This window comes from Novipirellula rosea (genome assembly GCF_039541335.1).
In the GTDB taxonomy this organism is placed as follows: domain Bacteria; phylum Planctomycetota; class Planctomycetia; order Pirellulales; family Pirellulaceae; genus Novipirellula; species Novipirellula rosea.
In genome coordinates, this window is the sequence record NZ_BAABGA010000018.1 from 49,462 (window position 1) to 67,743 (window position 18,282).

Annotated in this window: 11 protein-coding genes; 8 read left to right on the forward strand and 3 right to left on the reverse strand. The window is 55.0% G+C overall.

What is annotated here, in order from left to right; translation table 11 throughout:
* Nucleotides 1–55: 55 nt before the first annotated feature.
* A complete protein-coding gene (locus tag ABD971_RS06890) occupies nt 56–2,083 on the reverse strand; it encodes a glucuronate isomerase (protein WP_345320639.1) in 2,028 nt (675 codons plus the stop codon).
* 385 nt (nt 2,084–2,468) lie between these two features.
* Here ABD971_RS06890 and ABD971_RS06895 point away from each other — a divergent pair, with 385 nt between their 5' ends.
* The 8 genes from ABD971_RS06895 to ABD971_RS06930 all read left to right on the forward strand — a co-directional run bounded on the left by ABD971_RS06895 (nt 2,469) and on the right by ABD971_RS06930 (nt 12,865).
* Complete coding sequence (locus ABD971_RS06895; protein WP_345320641.1) at nt 2,469–4,169, forward strand: S1C family serine protease; 1,701 nt, start codon at nt 2,469–2,471, stop codon at nt 4,167–4,169.
* 351 nt (nt 4,170–4,520) lie between these two features.
* Nucleotides 4,521–5,747 carry a formylglycine-generating enzyme family protein gene (locus ABD971_RS06900; RefSeq protein ID WP_345320642.1) on the forward strand — a complete coding sequence of 409 codons (1,227 nt, stop codon included), beginning with the start codon at nt 4,521–4,523 and terminating at the stop codon, nt 5,745–5,747.
* Nucleotides 5,748–6,186: 439 nt separating this feature from the next.
* Nucleotides 6,187–7,206, forward strand: coding sequence for an aspartate-semialdehyde dehydrogenase (locus ABD971_RS06905; protein ID WP_339936655.1), 1,020 nt, complete (start codon nt 6,187–6,189; stop codon nt 7,204–7,206).
* A complete protein-coding gene (truA, locus tag ABD971_RS06910) occupies nt 7,206–7,988 on the forward strand; it encodes a tRNA pseudouridine(38-40) synthase TruA (protein WP_339936653.1) in 783 nt (260 codons plus the stop codon). The genes ABD971_RS06905 and truA overlap by 1 nt, the downstream gene beginning before the upstream one ends.
* 290 nt (nt 7,989–8,278) lie before the next feature.
* The gene (locus ABD971_RS06915; RefSeq protein ID WP_345320645.1) at nt 8,279–9,769 is read left to right on the forward strand and encodes a serine/threonine-protein kinase; all 1,491 of its coding nucleotides are present in this window, start codon (nt 8,279–8,281) and stop codon (nt 9,767–9,769) included.
* A 29-nt stretch (nt 9,770–9,798) separates the two neighbouring features.
* On the forward strand, nt 9,799–10,668 hold the full coding sequence (locus tag ABD971_RS06920) for an FHA domain-containing protein (protein WP_345320647.1): 870 nt from the start codon (nt 9,799–9,801) through the stop codon (nt 10,666–10,668).
* Between the two features lie 91 nt (nt 10,669–10,759).
* A complete protein-coding gene (locus tag ABD971_RS06925) occupies nt 10,760–11,317 on the forward strand; it encodes an NYN domain-containing protein (RefSeq protein ID WP_345320649.1) in 558 nt (185 codons plus the stop codon).
* 9 nt (nt 11,318–11,326) lie between these two features.
* Nucleotides 11,327–12,865 carry a cytochrome P450 gene (locus ABD971_RS06930; protein WP_345320652.1) on the forward strand — a complete coding sequence of 513 codons (1,539 nt, stop codon included), beginning with the start codon at nt 11,327–11,329 and terminating at the stop codon, nt 12,863–12,865.
* 198 nt (nt 12,866–13,063) lie between these two features.
* On the opposite strand, the gene ABD971_RS06935 is transcribed toward ABD971_RS06930, so the two are convergent.
* Nucleotides 13,064–13,426: a four helix bundle protein gene (locus ABD971_RS06935; RefSeq protein ID WP_339936642.1), complete on the reverse strand. Its 363-nt coding sequence runs from the start codon at nt 13,424–13,426 to the stop codon at nt 13,064–13,066.
* A 1,059-nt stretch (nt 13,427–14,485) separates the two neighbouring features.
* Nucleotides 14,486–18,082, reverse strand: coding sequence for a bifunctional proline dehydrogenase/L-glutamate gamma-semialdehyde dehydrogenase (locus ABD971_RS06940; RefSeq protein WP_345320655.1), 3,597 nt, complete (start codon nt 18,080–18,082; stop codon nt 14,486–14,488).
* Between the last annotated feature and the right edge of the window lie 200 nt (nt 18,083–18,282).

The following is an 18,282-nucleotide window of genomic DNA, read 5'->3' on the forward strand; positions in this document are numbered from 1 at the left end:
TTCACGCGGGATCTTTAGCAAGATCCACTATGGGGGCGTACGGAGAAATCGCGGCTTAACGCTGCGGTTCTTCGGGCTCTTCGATTTCCGAGGTGGACTCGAAATGAACCTGTTCTTCACTATCCTTTTCCACGAAACCAATGCCGAGTTGATCGAGCATGTCTTCGTCCTTGGCATCGCTGTCGGGCGTTGGAAACGTCAATTCCCCCGTCAGTGGATCGGGCTGAACTCGCAACGAGTCTTCATCCGGGGCGAACGATTCTTCGCCCCGTAACAAACTGATCTCAGGCTCGCTTGCTTCCGCATCGTCTTCGCTGGGGGCATCTTCCAACAAGAGATCCTCAGACACCGTGGCGTAGGTATCGGTTGCCGGTGAATCGGTATCCGATACCGGACTTTCGTCATCCGCGGCAAACAAATCGCCGACATCAAGTGGATCGGGATCAGCCTCGCTTTCGATCGCATCGGAATCCACTGATTGACGATCCGATGAAGGATCCTTTAGTTCGACGTCCGCGACATCCACCGCCCCCAGTTCGTCTTCGCTGGGCAGCGGATCGAGTTCATCTTGCTGCTCAAAATCCTCGTCGATCTCGATCGTTTCCAACACCGAAACCTCCTCGTCCGATTCGCTCGATTCGGAATCGACTTCGACCACGCCGATCGCTTCTCCGGTCAACGCCGCGGAGGAAGCCGCGAGTGCGGCATCGGCGAAACCAATCGAGCCGAGATCCTCGGCACCGCCTGGTTGCTGGGCAGAAGTTTCAACAGCGGCCTCCGTGGTGTCACCGCTCGCTCGAGAGGGGAAAATTTCTTCGACGTTGCCTCGCAACACCTTGTACCCAAGTTCAATCGCTTGCTCTTCGCTCCAGCCATTGAAGCCCACAAAGTGCTCGGCAAGAATGTTTGCCAAGATATTGCGATACATGTCAAACTTGGGCCACACAAATTCCAACTTGTAGGCATCGCTGTAGTAGCCGATTTGTTTCGTTTGCGGCACCGCCTCGAGTCGCCCCGCAGCGTCGCGGTGGATAAATGAAGGCGTGTTGCTGTACCACCAATGACCGTTGGTGATCACGTTGGGAAAGATCCAAGCATAGCTAACGAGTTCCTGGTTAGTGACACTGGCGAGCACCGAAACAGGAAACTTGACTTCAGGAAACGTGTTGAACAGTTCACGATACTGGATCAACGAGACTCGCGAATCGTAGAGGTCTTGGCCTTGGAAAACGCCTTCGGCATAGACGCCACGATTGACCCCGATCATCAAATCGAACGGCAGCTTGAACTCGTCACAAAGTTCGGCCAGCATCCAAAAGACTGCTCGCGATAACGCGGCAAGATGAGCCGCATCGACCGATTCGCCATGACGCAGCACGGCGCCAAGTGCATTGGCCGCACGACCTTCGTTGACCATCGTCGGCTCGAACCAAGGCGGCAGCGAAATTGCACACGCGCGAGCTCCGTTTTGCGTGAAGTGTTCGAACCGCTGACGAATCGCACTCCGCAGACTGCCGAGTGAACCATTCAGCGCTACGCCGCTGCAGCGCTCGAGTCGTTCGCGGACTTCACGTTGGTGCAACTTGAACACCAAGTCATCGGTCCGCAAACACGGGATGTAGGTGTTGGTATCGAACCCGCTCAATTCATCATCAAAATCATTGGTCAAGAAAACCGCTTCGACGTTGCTTTGATCCAGCACCATTTGGGACCACTGAGCCGATGCCATCGAACGTTCGGCAGTGTCGTAAACCGATTCCCAGTTGGAGGTGTCGATGCGATCGGCCTGGAAGCCAAAAAATTTCTTACAGATTTCGACCAGCCAGCGGTACTGAGAGGTATTCTCGATTGGCCCGAGGTTGTGCACCAAGCGACGCACCAATTCGTGAGGCGAAATCCCCGGCTCTTCGATTTCGTGCTTGGGCATCCCCGAGGAATGGGCCAGTTCGCTGTAGTAGTGGTAGCCCAGCAGATCGGCGAGCGTTCGCGATGCCGGAGCATGCGGATTGATGTGGGTGTGGGGATCGATCAATCGGATCGAGGCGATGGCTTGGTAAATCGACTCTCGGGCTGGATGCGACATGACTCTGGGGCGCCGGCGGGAATGCGTAAAAACAGGGTTTAATGATCGCCCCTAGCATACATTGTTGCGAGGCGATTCGTCTTGACCCTATTGCACAATCTCTGCAGATCGATTCTTGCCCGAATCGGCCTGCATCGCTCGAACCGCCATACAACAGTCCCGCATCGTCGCCTAACCGGCAAATCCAGGCGAAGCGGACTATTCCGCAATACCGCCCCGATTAGGGTGGTGATTGAGCGTTTGTTCTGCAAAATCATCCCCACCAAGCCAAAAAATCATTTCCCGATTGGCAGGACACTGCTTTACAATAGGACCGCAATCCCAGCCCTTTTTCTCGATGAGCGATCAAGGGCACGTTCTCGGTGCGATCGGAGTCCGTTCACTCATGCTTCCCATTGATCCTGCGTCATCGAAGACTCCGAATCCCTCGACCGACTCGCCGCAAAGCGGTTCCGACTCAGCGGACAAGTCACACCGAAGCTCCGTATCGGCGGCGTCCAGTGGAGAGCCGCGTTTCGATGTGGCTCATCGCAATCCGCAAACACCGAATCTGTCGCGAAATTGCGATATTGAAATACCGCGGCGGTCGTCGTCATCGCCAGTCCCGCCTCCCGTCGAAGTGACGCTGGTGCGGATGAAAGTATCCTCGCCGCCCGCGACAATCGATCCATCGGCGGCGGATCCCTCAGCGTCGATACTGGCCCCCCAACCCCAAACCAACAAAGACCAAACGACCAACAAAGACCAAACGACCAACAAAGACCAAACGACCAACAAAGACCAAACGACCAACAAGGCCCAAACGGTCAACGAGCCGTCGTCCTTCGAAACGCTTGACGCGACTGCGGCAGAGCAGGTCACGTCAAAGAGCGAAATCGATTCCAACCGCAAGCAGGACGATGCTTCGAAACAGTCCGACGCCAAACCAGCCGGCCGTAAATCGCAACGCCATCCCGATCCGATCCTGCAAAGTTTAATGCTGTTGGCGACGATGGCATTGATGTTGGCTGCGGCGCGTTTCGCCGTTCCTCAAATTGTCGAAGAGATTCGTTATTCGTGGCACCGGGGTGAATTGCGGGCTGAGACGGACTGGGGCAGCGAGGGGCTGAAAAACGTTTCGCTGGACACGCTGAGCGATGCCTATCAAATGGTCACCGCCGCGGTCGCCCCCAGCGTCGTCCACATCGAAGTCAAACGACGCCCCGGTGATGCGCTCGTATCGGCGACCAGTTTCCGACGCTCCGAGGTGCTGACGACTTCGGACCAAGGCAGTGGCGTCATCGTTGACGAAGAAGGCTACATTGTCACCAATCGCCATGTGATCGCCGATGGCGAAGATGTGATGGTGACGCTCAGCGATGGCAGACGCACGGCGGCAGTGGTCGTGGGGTCTGATCCGCTGACCGATCTCGCCGTCTTGAAAATCAACGCCAACAAACTGATGCCGATCCGCTGGGGTGACAGCGACCGCTGCCGTGTGGGGTCACCGGTGTGGGCCGTCGGCAGCCCCTTTGGACTCGATCGCACGGTCACCTTCGGCATCCTCAGTGGCAAACATCGCTTGGTCCGAGCCAGCACTCAGTACCAAGATTTCATGCAAAGCGATGTGGCGGTCAATCCTGGAAACAGCGGCGGACCGCTTGTTGACGCTCGAGGAACCTTGATCGGCATCAACACTGCGATTGTGGGCGACACTTACCAGGGGGTCAGCTTTTCGATTCCCAGCAACGTCGCCCAGCAAATTTATGAACGATTGAAAGCATCCGGCCGTGTCGAACGAGGCTGGCTTGGCGTCGGGCTGGCCGATGTTGCCGATCATGAATTGATCGGGGACGACGCTCGCGTCCGCGGAGCGATGATTTCGGGATTGGCAGACAAAGAATCCCCCGCTGCGGTGGCGGGATTACGTAAAGGGGATCTGATCCTGCGGGTGAACAACAAACAGGTCACGGACCGTGGCCATTTAATGCGAATCATCGGCGAATCTTTGGCAGACACGATCGTCGATGTGGAAATCTATCGCGAGAACGAAAAGCAAATCGTCCCCGTTCGACTGGGCAGCCGCCCCGATTTTGAGCCGTTTTGATGCGTTATTACAGCGATTTTAGCCGCAGCGGTGCGAGCCCTGTGCCATCTAATTTGGCATTAAACGGGTGGCTTTTGGAGCGGAGCGGCGCGAGCCGCCCGGTCAAAATCGAACGTTTTTACTCGCTGCAACCAGGCGGGGCCTCGCGCCGCCAATAAAGCAGCAGATGGCACAAGTTGAGCCCCCCCTCGCTCAACAGCTACGGTCATTACGACCGATTGGCCACGTAAATTGCGGCGCATTCTACGGCGTTCCCGTGATTGCACTATTGAGTTCGATGGCTAGTATGGGCTTAGACAAATTGTCGACAGCAAAAACCCGATGTTTTCGTCACTCCAATTACGCTTCTGTATGAAATACCTACCGACCCAAATCGTCAAAACAAGCTCGCTTTGCTTGGCTTTTTCGCTCACGTTTCTCGCTGCTGACGCCTGGGCAGACGCTCCGGATGCCGGAAAGTCCGCTTCGGCAGTGGGAATTGCCAAGGAAAAACCGAGCAAAGGCCCCTCGGTCAAGGTGGATGAGGGATACATGGTTCCCTACACGATGACGATCCCCGGCACCGATTTGACGATCGACATGGTTCCGGTCCCAGGCGGATCATTCCTGTTGGGCAGCCCCGAGGACGAAGAGGATCGTGGCGAAGCCGAAGGTCCTCAGATCAAAGTCAACGTCGACCCAATGTGGGTGGCCAAAAACGAGATCAACTGGGCCCAATACAAGGAATTCATGTCGCTGTACAACGTGTTCAAGGAATTTGAGCGTGAGGGGATTCGCCCGGTCGACGACTCGAATAAAGCCGACGCGATCACCGCACCGACTCAGCTTTACGAACCCAGTTTCACTTACGAATACGGCGAGCGTCCCGAGCAGGCCGCCGTCACGATGACTCAGTATGCGGCCCAGCAGTTCACCAAATGGCTCAGCCGCATTACCGGCGAGCAGTATCGATTGCCCACCGAAGCCGAGTGGGAATATGCCGCTCGCGGTGGTAAAGCGACTGCATTTAGCTGGGGTGATTCTGCTGACGACATTGACGATTACGCTTGGTATTACGACAACGCCGACGAAGGCCAAGAAGCGGTCGGAACCAAAAAACCAAACCCCTTCGGACTGCATGACATGCACGGCAACGTGGCCGAATGGACGGTCAATCAGTACACCGAAGACGGCTACGAGTCGTTCGCCGACAAAGCGCCGCTGAACGCCATCGATGTAGTCAAGTGGCCGGAAACCTCGTCGCCCTGCGTCGTCCGTGGCGGCAGCTGGGAAATGGACCCCGAGGAACTCCGCAGTGCCGCTCGCTTGGGATCGGATGACGTTGAATGGAAAGATTCCGACCCCAACTTTCCCAAGAGCCCATGGTGGTTGACCGACTATCCGTCGCGTGGCATCGGTTTCCGTTTGTTCCGATCCTATAAACCGCTCGACAAAGAAACGATTACCAAATTTTGGGACTCCACCTCGGGCGAGGTCCAATTGGATGTGGAATCGCGAGTGATGGAAGGTCGCGGCGGCTACGGTTTGGTCGACGAGAAGCTTCCCGAAGTCATCAAGACGATGAAAGAGAAGCAATAGTCACGCGATTCAATTGGAGATGACCTGACAAAATCAGTCAGGTCATACCCAAATTCGCGTCGACATATCACAATACGGCGGATCCCCCGATTTTCCGAGGATGCGGCACACGAGCCTAAGGGGCTTGTGTGCTGTCATCGTTAGCGGGCTGTCATCATTAGCGGGTTGGCGGCGTTAGCGGGCTGCTGTTGCTAGCGGGCACTGCGGCGACGTTTCCGCGTCGACCGTCGCCGGGGCAGGGCAGGGCGGAATCCGCAGTTTGGATCTCTCGACCGATCGCTCTCGCACAGCATGCGGCTTGATGACAGGCTGCCGTTGATAACGGGCAGCCGTTGATAACGGGCAGCCTTTCATGACCGGGCTGCCTTTTATGACGGGCGGATCCCACGACCGATTCCTTCAATCATTTTTCTAACCACCTACCTGAGAACCTATTTCCGTGTACGAAACTCTTGCTCTCGTTGGCGCCACCGGTGCGGTGGGTCGCATTGTCCTTGAACAACTTGCCGAGCGCGAACTACCGATCAAGCGTCTGAAATTGCTTGCGTCGGAGCGATCGGTTGGCAAAGAAGTGCATTTCCGCGGAGAAACATTGAAGGTGGAATTGCTGGAACCATCGGCGTTCAACCATATCGATCTTGTCATCGCCAGCACTCCCGACGAAGTCTCGGCTGAATTTGCGCCGTGGGCAGTCAAAGCCGGAGCCGTTGTCGTGGACGAGAGCGGTTATTGGCGAATGGACCCCACGGTTCCATTGATTGTACCGGAGGTCAATCCGGAAGCAGTCGACAATCATCAAGGCATTATCGCCAGCCCGAATTGCAGCACCACACAAATGGTCGTCGCATTGGCGCCGCTGCATCGCGCCGCTCGCGTTCGCCGCGTGGTCGTCAGCACGTATCAAGCCACCAGCGGCGCGGGGTTGGCGGGCAACGAGGAACTCAACCACAGCGTTCGCAGCGCGTTGGTGGGTCAAACGCATCCACCTAAAACGTTCCAGCACCCGATTGGATTCAACCTGATTCCACAAATTGGTTCGGAGAAGCACGAAGGCTACACGAGCGAAGAGATGAAGATGGTTTACGAGACACGCAAGATCCTGGGCGACGAAGACATTCAGGTCTGCCCCACATGTGTGCGTGTCCCCGTTTCCACCGGACATAGCGAATCGATCCTTGTCGAAACGGAAACTCCGTTGTCGCTTGAAGAAGCCAAAGAATTGCTCCGTCAAGGCGAAGGGATTACGATCGTCGACGATCTGCCGGGCGGCAAGTATCCGATGCCTCGCGATTGCAATGGCAAAGACGATGTGTTCATTGGCCGCATTCGCAAAGACATCAGCGGTGGCAATGGCATCACGTTTTGGTGCGTCAGTGACAACCTTCGCAAAGGCGCCGCGACCAACGCGGTGCAAATCGCTGAACTGTTGATCAAGCGATCGGCAACGAAAACAGCGTAATGGCTGGCTTGGTCGATCGCACGTTCAAATTGACCATTGCCTACGATGGAACCGACTTTTCAGGTTGGCAAATTCAACCGCAAAAGCCGACTATCCAAGGCATGCTCGAACGTGCGCTCGTCAAACTGACTCGCCAGCGGGTACATGTGACCGGCAGCGGACGCACCGACGCCGGGGTTCATGCATTGGCCCAAGTCGCCAGCCTGCGAACCCCGAATTGGCGTGCCAGTGCGTCGGATTTAGTCAAAGCGATGAACGTCAATCTGCCGCCGACCATCGTGGTTACTGACGCCGTCGACGCGCCCGATGACTTCCATGCAATCCGTGATGCCATTGGCAAACGCTACCGCTATCAATTGCAGGTCGGAGGCCAGCGGAATGTGTTCGACTATCGCTATCGCTGGCATCTGTATCATGACATCGATCTGGATGCGGTTACCGAAGCCGCCGGTCGATTCGTGGGCAAACATGACTTCGCCAGCTTTCAAGCAGTCGGTAGTCCACGCAAAACAACCACCCGGCATGTGAAGGTTTGCGAAATTATTCGTGAACCTTCAATGAATGGCGGTGGCAATTTGTTTTCGATCGAAATCGAAGCCGATGGCTTTCTGTACAACATGGTTCGCAACATCGTGGGCACGTTGATGGAGGTGGGCAAGGGCAAGTATCCCCCCCAGCACATCGACAATGTGATCGAAGCGGCCAATCGCGATGCCGCTGGCCCTACCGCTCCGCCGCAAGCTCTGTTTCTAAAACGCGTCGACTACTTGCCGTTCACTTGAACGCATTCATCAAACGCACATTCGCCATTCACACGACCTTCACACTCCGGTCGTATTGAACTGGTACTCTGGCGTTTGCCAGAACGATTCACCTGTGCTTCGTATCCTGTCGATGGCTAGACTACATCCATGTCGTCGAGTCTATCGGAGACTTTGTCATCGGTTGTCTCAGCGTGACAACACTGAATGGATCCCTAAAAGCCATGAATTCCCAAAGCATGACTGCGTGCCACGAACCAGAGCAAGCCAACGCAACACAAGCAAACGTTGAGTTGAACAGGAACCAGCCCATGACAGCTGCTACTCAGCCAATCCTCGACGAGCCGACACGCTCATTCGTCCAGCGTTGTCTGTCGGCCGGGCTCGTGGAAATCAACGACATCAAAAAGGTGGTCGTTTCGCTACAGGCCGACGATCCCGCCATCACTGCAAAACGGCTCGCCGAAGGCCTCATTGGCGCGGGACTCCTGACGCATTGGCAAGCCAACAAGTTATTGGCAGGTAAGAGCAAAGGATTTTACCTGGGCAGCTACCGGTTGCTGCGTCCGCTTGGAAAAGGCGGCATGGGGGTGGTTTATCTGGGCGAACATCACGTGATGAAGCGGTTGATGGCGTTGAAGATCATGCCGCCTGACTCGGTCGCCGACAAACGACGTGCGGATCGATTTCGCGAGGAAGCTCGCGCCTCGGCACAACTGGATCACCCCAACATCGTCCGCGCCTACGATTTTGCCGAAGCCGGTGGCAAGCTTTACATCGTGATGGAATACATCGACGGTATCGATTTACAGGCGGCGGTTCGGCGTGACGGGGTAATGTCGGTGCCGCTGGCGCTGGATGCGATCCGCCAAGCGACTTGCGGATTAGCTCACGCTCACGACCGCGGCATTATCCACCGCGACATCAAACCATCGAACTTGATGCTCCGCACCGATGGCGTGGTCAAAGTCAGCGACATGGGACTGGCGCGTGTGAGTTGGATGGGAATCGATGAGCAATCCACCAGCAACCGCTTACTGGGCACCGCCGATTTCGTCGCCCCCGAACAAGCGATCAATAGCAAGAACGTCGATGCTCGCGCCGACATATACTCGCTCGGCTGCACGCTGTATTACTTATTGACGGGGCAAGCTCCGTTTTCGGGCAACACGATTGCACAGCGTTTGGCGAAACACCAAACTGCGGCACCACCGGACGTCCGCTTGATTCACCCCGATTGTCCGACTGCCGTCGCTGAACTCGTGATGCGAATGATGGCCAAACGGCCCGAAGACCGGCCAAAGTCGGCTGCCGAACTGCTGGTTCAATTCGAGCGTTTAAGCGGAATCTCCGGCAGCGAATCGGCGGCAGCGAAGAAATTGGGCCAGATCGCTCCGGCGGGCGAAACAGTGATGGACGAATCGTTCTACCAAGCCACCATCGACGACTCGTCACTGTCCTCTGATGGTGCCGTGCCGATTGCAACCGAAGTCACCGAGATTGACTTCGACAGCTTGCCACCGGTTGATCTCGGTCTGGCCAGCGGACCGCTCAAGCCGTCTGCGATCTCATCGACCAACTCGGCGAGCATTACGAAGACCAAATCAAACGAGACAAACGGACGTTCCGGAGACGCGAAGCAGATGCTGCTGCTGGGTGTCGGTCTAACCGTGGCCATTGCCGCACTCTTACTTGTCATGGGGATGACCGCCTACACGATCATGCGGCCCCAAGAAACGCCATCGCCCCGAATCAAAAGCCTGGAAGATGGAAAAGGCGGCCACGTCATTGTCGTTAATTAAAATTTAAAACGAGACAAAGTCATAGCGTTATGCCCCTTCTAGTAACAACAGAGACATCGCCGTCGATGATCGCTCAATTGATTCTCGCAACGGGAAGTCATGCAGGCGTCGCGGCCTCGATCCAACTCGGCTACTACATGATCGGACGTCATGGTGAATGTCAGATTCGTCCCAAAAGCCGGTCGGTCAGCCGACGCCACTGCATTCTGCACCACACCGAAACACAATTGTTGGCGTTGGATCTCGACAGCAGCAGCGGCACCTACATCAACGGCGAAAAGATCATCCCGAACCGTTGGGTCAAACTGAATCATGGCGACCAACTGCGATGTGGTAAAGTCGCGTTTGACGTCAGCATCGAAACGAGCACCCACGCCAATGTGGAATCGGCCGAAAAAGATGAATTTGTCCCAGCGATCACCGATGCGGAACCAGACTCATCACAGGCATGGCCGGCCGAATCGATGCTGCAAGGCGAAGCATGGCAAGAATGTGATGTCGCCGACATGCTCCATTCGGCGGACGACTCGGATCGCGAACAACGCTACAAAGCAATCCGGGCGATCTCGGAGTTGAAGTCGGATGACTCAGCCTGCGAAGCCGATACGCTGACGGAATCCAATCCTTCGACCGAAGCCGATACTCTGAGCGAAGAACCGCCACCTCGTTTAGAAAAGCCGAAAAAGCTGAAGGCGGAAACCACGCAGTCGCATGCCCCGAAACCCAAGACATCGCGACCACCGATGCGGTTGCCTTCGATTTCGTTACCCAGCGACTTCGAATCACTGAAATTGATTGGTGCGGTCCTGATTTCGATCGCGGTGATTGGGCTCTTTTCCTATTCGGTTTATCGCTTCCAATCCGGCCCGCCGGTGAAAATCGTCAAAGGGATTGAATAGCGACACGAATCCGCGACAATGCGACGTTACCGCTTTTTGCGAGCGGACCGCGCTCTTTCCAAAGGAGCTACTTCGCGACAAAGTTCGATCGATGTCACTTTTACTGCTGGTGGATGGATACAACGTCATTGGGCCCGTTGCGGCGCCCGGACGCGGCGGCTTCGCTCGCGCCACGACTCACCAATCACGCTGGTTGGAGGCCGAACGCAATCGGCTGATCTCTCGGCTCTGCGATCATCTGCCCGAATTTGTTCGCAATCGCACCTGCGTCGTGTTTGACGCCCGCTGTCCGCCGAGCAATGCCGTCAGCCGGTATGAGGTTTCCGGAATCGACATCCGATTTGCGGTCGACGAACCGGAAGCCGACGATTTGATCGAGCGGCTGATCGGTGAACACTCGGCGCCCAAACAACTTGCGGTCGTGTCATCGGACCACCGCTTGCAAGACGCCGCTAAACGGCGAGGTGCCACGCCATTTGACGCCGATCCGTGGCTAGATGATTTACTTGAAGACCATCCCCGATTAGCGATCGAAATCCCCGATGGGGCAGGGCAGGGCGGCAGTCATAGCCGCAGCGGCAAACCCAAAGGCAAAGTATCAAGCGACGAAGTCGAGCACTGGATGCGCGAATTCGGCTTCGAGGAATAAATTGCAGCGATGACGAAATTCACTACAGTTGCAGGCGGCTGCCGTACAGCGTTCCGGCGAATCGCTCGACTGCCAAAGCAGTTGTTCGCCATCAATCCCTTTGACGGCGATTGCCTGCCATCTCGAGTGCGTCTATTTTATCCTGGATCCAATCGACCATCGCTGCCGTTTCCGCATCGCTGGAATTTCCATGATCCCATCCGCATCCTGGAAACCTACTTTCATGCCGCCGATGACGAACAAGGCCCAGGACGACACAACCGCTACTTAGACGTTCCCGGTTTCGCTCCGGTGTTGGTCACCCGCGACCCCGGAATCATTCGGGCGATCGCGACGGCGACGGGGGATCGCCCAGGGCAATTTGATCGCGACACGATGCCATCGATTGGAATCGCGCGAGCGACCGGCAAAGATACGCTGCTGTTTGCCAACGGCGCCGAGTGGAAAAAGCAACGCAAAATAGCCGCTTGCCCGTTTGGCAAGACCACCTTGTATCAACCCGTACAATTTGGCGAGTTTGCCGAGACGTTTCGGACGACAGTCCAGCAGCGAATCGAGGTGCTGCGTCAACACCTCGCCAGCCATGATCAGGAATCAATCGACATCCGGTTGGAACCCGAGATCAAGGTCGTGATGTTGGAGATGTTGACCAATAACTTTTTTGGCGCCGAAATCTCCTATGACGAGCTATGCAATCGCTACGTGCCGGCGCTGGAACGGGTGATCGACCATATCGTCAGCGACACGGTTCGCAACAAATTGGGAATCCCTTGGCGGAAGTTGCCGGGGGTGACGAAACGAATCGCCCAGGCCAGGCAGGACGACGCGGCGTTTGAAGAGTTGACCCAATGCGTTCTAGCCCCACGAGCCGAGAACAAGGCGTTGTGGAAACAATTCAAATCCGATGCCCCCGACGCCAAGCTCATCAGCAACTTGAAAGTCTTTTTAGCCGGGGCTCTCGAAGCGACCACGTCCTATGCAACGTGGGCAATCTCACATCTGGCCCGCAACCCAGCGGCACAAGAGAAAGTGTTCCAGGAAGTGAAAGATATTGATGTCTATACGCCTGAGACGTTGGCCAGTGCCACCTACCTTCGCGACGTGCTGAATGAGACATTGCGACTGACACCCTCGCTGTACTTCTTGCCTCGCCGCGCCACCGCTGACACCTGGGTGAACACCGCCGATGGACGAACCCTCTTTATTCCCAACGGCACGCACATCCTGCTAGACGTGTGGCATGCGAATCGTCACGAAGACCACTGGGGTGTTCAAGCGAGCGGATATCGAGCGAACGAATTTGCCCCCGATCGGTGGCAGCACCTAGCCGCATCGGGCTGTGCGACCAAAGACATCCTGCACTTTGGTTTCGGTCATGGCCCGCGAGTCTGTCCCGGCAAACATCTCGGCGAACTGGAAGTTTCTCTTGTCGTCGGTGCGTTTGTGAAAACGTTCCGGTTCCAGTCTAACAACGACGTGAACCCCGTCCGTGCCGGCGTCTCGACCAAACCCGCCGACGGAACGCGGGTGCAAATGTCGCTGCGGTGACAATCAATTTAAACTTTTCAATTTACAATTTAACTTTTTCAATAAAAAAGCCGCCAGCCTCGCGACCAACTCTGAAGCACTCCATTGCACCGCAACGCTCACTGGAAGCACCAAGCTGCGGATCACCAAAAGCCGCAGATTGAAAAGGTTAAATTAAAAATTATAAATTGTAAAATCAGGGAGAGCCGCGCATTTCAGCTATTGCAAATTGGCTTTGGCGGTAACCACGGACTTGCCAATAATGTTACACAACTGGTTTGTTTCATCTAACAACTGAGACATACGATACTCTTTAAGCAAATCTGCCTTCAGAATTAGCTTGATCCATGACCGCGACTCACGCAACTCTTTCAAAGCAATACCGAGTTTGTGAATGAAGTCACGCTTGCTTTCGGCCGCACATGCTTCAGCGTAGTTCGGAGCGGGCGATGTGCCGCTGCGGACCAGTTGACTGGCAATGTGACGCCCCAATCGTGTGTCCGGTAATGCATCAACGGCCTTTCCAACTCGTGCTGCAAAGTCCAACAGCCGATCTTCTAAATCTTCACCACGTTGGTCCATTTCTAACACATCCCACACGAGACTCGATTTCGTACAACACGCCCAACGGCAACTTGCTTATCAAAATACGCAACTTGTTGCGTCAATGCAAAAAACGTTAAACGGCCTGTATCACAAGCCTTGCAGTAGCATCAAGCATACAACCCGGAACCGCAGAATGCGTCCGCGACGCGTTCGCCACAACCACAATCAATTTAAACTTTTCAATTTACAATTTAACTTTTTCAATAAAAAAGCCGCCAGACTCGCGACCAACTCTGAAGCACTCCATTGCACCGCAACGCTCACTGGAAGCACCAAGCTGCGGATCACCAAAAGCCGCAGATTGAAAAGGTTAAATTGACAATTGTAAATTGAAAATTCTGGGAGAGCCGCATCAAGCGGATCCGCTGCTTCGCAGCGAAGCCACAACCACAATCAATTTAAACTTTTCAATTTACAATTTAACTTTTTCAATAAAAAAAGCCGCCAGACTCGCAACCAACTCTGAACCACTCCATTGCACCGCAACGCTCACTGGAAGCACCAAGCTGCGGATCACCAAAAGCCGCAGATTGAAAAGGTTAAATTGACAATTGTAAATTGAAAATTCTGGGAGAGCCGCATCAAGCGGATCCGCTGCTTCACAGCGACGCCACAACCACAATCAATTTAAACTTTTCAATTTACAATTTAACTTTTTCAATAAAAAAAGCCGCCAGCCTCGGGACCAACTCTGTAGCACTCCATTGCACCGCGGCGTTCTCTGGAACGCATCAAGCTGCGGAGCACTGAAATCCGCAGATTGAAAAAGTTAAATTGACAATTGTAAATTGAAAATTAAGGAGAGCTGCATTAAGCGGATCCGCTGCTTCGCAGCGACGCCACAACCACAATCAATTTAAACTTTTCAATTTACAATTTAACTTTTTCAATAAAAAAAGCCGCCAGCCTCGCGACCAACTCTGAAGCACTCCATTGCACCGCGACGTTCTCTGGAAGCATCAAGCTGTGGATCACCGAAAGCCGCAAATTGAAAAAGTTAAATTGACAATTGTAAATTGAAAAATTAAGGAGAGCCTAAAGTACCTCGGCTCGTTTTTCGCCGGCGCGGCGGCCGGGGTTGCCGTAGCGGTGGTAGTCGTGCGAGATCGATTGCTCGTCGAGATAACGCAGACATTCCACCGCACCTTCCATTAGCACCGGCTCGCGAATCACCGTCACAAATGACTCTGCACACGCCGCATCGACTTCACTTGCCTTCGTCGAACCGACCAACCGCAATCGACCGACGTCGCCTGCCGAGATTCGCTCGACCAACTCGGATTCCGACTCGTCGATCGGATGCACCAAACCTGGAAAAATATCCGCAATCCTCTCGAGTAAATCTTTGATCGCATCGGACACCTCAGGATCGATCGACAACGTCACTTGCGTCTTGACCGTAATCGCCGCCGACAACGAAATCCAAATGTCTGAAATCGAATCATTCGCGTCAAATCGCAGGTTCATCGCCTGTGTCGGCCGGTACCGGCGAATGTTGTCTTGCCCGATTAAACGAAAAGTATCGTGTTCACTCGAAAACTCGTTTTCCAATGCGACTCGTTGCGTAACTGCAGCCGTTTGAATCCGAGCCGCGGCAACATCATCGACCACCGCGTCGTTAACGGCCCGTTCCAGCAAGGAGTTCAAACGGTCCAACTCCTCATACTCGAAAGTCTCGACGTGTTTTTCCCCACCGTGTGACGTGGGCGCCACCGCTGGTTTTCCATCGGTCACTCGCATCAGCGGCAACACGTAATGCGGGCCGCCTGCTTTGACGCCTGGCCCATAAGCACTTAGACCGACGCCTCCGAACGGTTGCCGCAACACGATCGCCCCGGTGGTCGGACGGTTGATATACAGGTTGCCAGCGTGAACCGAATCACGCCACAACGTGATCTCGCGGTCATCCAAACTCTCTAGTCCGCTGGTCAATCCATAGCCCGTCGAACGCACGATCTCGATCGCCTCTTCCAGTCGCGAGAACCGCATCACGCCGAGCACCGGACCGAACAGTTCGGTGAGATGCGTAAAACTTCCCGGTCGAATATTCCACTTGACTCCCGGCCGATACAAATTGGGGTTATCGACGATGTGCTCGGGAATCACCAACCATGACTCATCGTCCTCGAGCGATTTCAATCCTTGATTCAATTCCGCTTGCGGCGGTTTGATCAGCGGCCCCATCTTTGTCGACAAATCCCAGCTTGATCCCACTCGGATGCTCGAGACGGCGTCGGCCAACATCTCGCGGAACGTTTTGTCGTCAAATACATCGTTTTCGAGTAACAGCAGCGACGTTGCACTACATTTTTGACCACTGTGTCCAAACGCCGACTGCACGACATGTTTTACCGCCAAGTCACGATCAGCCATCGAGGTGACGATCGTAGCATTCTTGCCACCCGTTTCCGCTAACAGATGCAGATCACTTCGCACCGAAAGCATGCGTTTCGCGGTCGAGGTGCCGCCGGTCAAAATGACCGTTTCAATCTGCGGGTTCTTGACCAACCCGGCTTCGGCAACACGTCCCGCACACGGCAAGAACTGCAGCACATCCTTGGGAACGCCGGCATCCCAAAACGCTTGACACAAATGCCAGGCCACCAGCACTGTTTCGGAGGCGGGTTTCAGCAGCACACAATTTCCGGCCGCCAGTGCCGCGGCGATCCCGCCGCAGGGTATCGCCAACGGAAAATTCCAAGGCGTGACGACCGCCACGTTACCACGGGGCTCGAGCTTGATTGCGGATTGGCGATGCCAATGATCGACAGTCAGCGGATAGAACTCGCAAAAATCGATCGCTTCACTGACTTCGGGATCGGCCTCGAGTACGGTTTTTCCGCCATCAGCGACCATCGCCGCGATCAAATCGCCACGTCGCTCTCGCAGATTTTGCGCAACACGTCGCAGTAAGTCATGACGATGTTGGAGGCTTGTTTGCCCCCACTCGCTCTGCGCCGCCGTCGCGGTTTCCACCGCCGTCTCGACGTCCGCCAATGTCGGCACCGAGTAGCGACATACGACGACCTCAGGACGCGACGGATCGGTCGACTCTCGCACCTCGCCGCTACCGGTATCGAGGGTGTCACAGCGATCTTTCCAATTGCGAAGTACCGATTCGATCCACTGAGCATTGTGGGGCAATGACCAATCGGTATCAGGTTCGTTGACAAACCGCGTCCAATCCTCTGCCACCACCGGTTGTTCCGGCTTCACACGGCGATCTTGCGTACGACGCGGCGTATGAGACACGGTATCGATCATCGCCAACGAATCTTTGAACCCTTGGGCAAGCATCGCAAATTCTTCGCTATCGGGCGTCAGCCGATACGTATGCCGTAAGAAGTTTTCCGGCCCCGTGTTCTCGTCCAAACGCCGAATAAGATAGGCAATCGCATTGATAAAACTGTCTTGAAAACAAGCGGGTGCGTAGAGCACCATTTTATTATCACGTTCAGAGATCGCACGACGTTGATGGTTCGCCATCCCTTCGAGCATTTCGAACTGAACGTTCTGTGTCGCGTTTTGATCGGCCGACCAAAGAAGTGCCAAGGCAACATCGAACAAGTTGTGCGACGCCACGCCAACGCGGATCACTCCTTCGGCAGCCCCATCAATCAGCACCCGCAGCATTGATTTGTAATTTGCATCGGTTTCCACCTTGGATCGATACGGAGCCTGCGGCCACCCTTGGATCGACGCATCGACACGTTCCATTTCCAAATTCGCACCTTTGACCAAGCGGATCGTGAGCGGTTGGCCACCTTGTGCGACGCGTTGACGCGACCAATCCACTAACCGCATCATCACGTCAAACGAATCGGGCACGTAGGCTTGCAAGGCGATTCCCGCCGACACGTTCAGCATCGATTCGCGATCAAGTGCATTGCATAAAATATCCGCAGTCAAATACAGATCGCGGTATTCTTCCATGTCCAAGTAGACGAACTTACTTTGTTTTGTCACCGGGTCCGCCTTGTTCAGCGCGATCCGGTAAAGTGCCTCGAGCCGATCGGCGACTTTGTCGATCGAGTGCCGCCGGGCGATCGGCGAGATCTGGCTGTACAACGTCGAAATTTTGACGGACAAACATTTCAGATCGTTCATCCGCAGCGCGTCATAACACTGATCGACCCGCCGCCGAGCTTCCTGTTCCCCCAGGATCGCCTCGCCGAGCAAGTTGACGTTCATGTGCATGCCATGCGTTTGGCGATTGCGAAGATGCTCGCCCAGCAGCTTCGGCTCCGCTGGCAGAATCACATTTGCGGTCTCACGCCGCATTTTTTCTTTGACCAACGGCACCGCGACGCCCGGCAAGTACTCGCCGAACGACTGGAACCCCTTCAGCATCGCCTGTTCGACGGGACTGAAAAACCGCGGAATCCCCTGGACGTCCAATAGATGCGTCAACTGGTCCGCCACCCGAGCGGGCGAGTGCGTGCGAAATGCCTGGTCCGTCATCTCGACGAGCGTCGCCTTGTCCTCGACGTGCCCGATCATGCGATCAAGTTCGGCTTGCTGACGCCGTTCCTGCGGCGTTTGCAGTTTGCGTGCCTCTTCGAGCAATTCTGCGGCGAGCGAGACGGCTCGTTCCGCATCCGTGGTTAAATCCTGCCGCGAAACCTGAACCATTGGCGTGCATCCTGAGTGAGTTTCTGAATCGCTAAATCGCATCGATTTACCTAGTAAACTTAGCGAGTTATTGCGGTTATATCGAAATCCACCGACAAAAAGTGGACTTTCGCTTTTATCCGGGGTGCAACCTTTGTGCCCGAGCACTCGAATCGATTCCTTTATTCGACTCCGGTAAATCCAATTAAAGGGCCTCAAAT